The sequence below is a fragment of the Cupriavidus sp. IK-TO18 genome (assembly GCF_015549295.1).
Taxonomy (GTDB): Bacteria; Pseudomonadota; Gammaproteobacteria; order Burkholderiales; family Burkholderiaceae; genus Cupriavidus; species Cupriavidus oxalaticus_A.
The window spans coordinates 191-1,155 of sequence record NZ_JADGMP010000041.1 but is presented as its reverse complement, the minus strand read 5'-3'; the positions used below and the strand labels follow the sequence as shown (position 1 = coordinate 1,155).

Annotated in this window: 1 pseudogene; it reads left to right on the top strand. The window is 64.4% G+C overall.

The features are described from left to right. Positions 1-965, top strand: a pseudogene (gene mmsA / locus IPF36_RS30125) (CoA-acylating methylmalonate-semialdehyde dehydrogenase); the annotation flags it as partial.

Sequence of the window (965 nt, the reverse complement as noted above, 5' to 3'; positions counted from 1 at the left end):
CCGCTGCGCCGCGCGCGCATCCTGTTCAAGTTCAAGGAGCTGCTCGACCAGCACCATGACGACCTGGCCGCGCTGATCACGCGCGAGCATGGCAAGGTGTTCTCCGATGCCAGGGGCGAAGTCACGCGCGGCATCGAGGTGGTGGAGTTTGCCTGCGGCATTCCCAACCTGCTCAAGACGGACTTCACCGACAACATCGGTGGCGGCATCGACAACTGGAACCTGCGCCAGCCGCTGGGCGTGGTGGCGGGGATCACGCCGTTCAACTTCCCGGTGATGGTGCCGATGTGGATGTTCCCGGTGGCACTGGCATGCGGCAATACGTTCGTGCTGAAGCCGTCGGAGCGCGATCCTTCGCCCAGCTTGCTGATTGCCGATCTGTTGCGCCAGGCTGGCTTGCCCGATGGCGTGTTCAACGTCGTGCAGGGGGACAAGGAAGCAGTCGATGCGCTGCTGTCGCATCCGGATGTGCAGGCGTTGTCGTTCGTTGGCTCGACGCCGATTGCCGAGTACATCTATACGGAAGGGACCAGGCATGGCAAGCGGGTGCAGGCCCTGGGCGGGGCCAAGAACCACCTGGTGGTGATGCCGGATGCGGACCTGGACCAGGCGGTCGATGCGCTGATTGGTGCGGCTTATGGCTCGGCGGGCGAGCGCTGCATGGCGATCTCCGTTGCCGTGGCGGTGGGGGACGTTGCTGACAAGCTGGTGCCGCGGCTGGCGGAGCGGGCGCGTGCGCTGAAGATCCGTAACGGGATGGAGTCAGACGCCGAAATGGGTCCGCTGGTGACCGGGGCGCACAAGGCCAAGGTCGAGGGGTACATCGCCCGCGGCGTGGAAGAAGGCGCGACGCTGGTGACCGATGGGCGGGGGCACAAGGTCGAAGGGCATGAAAACGGCTTCTACGTCGGTGGCACGTTGTTCGATCATGTGAAGCCCGACATGACCATCTACAAGGAAGAGAT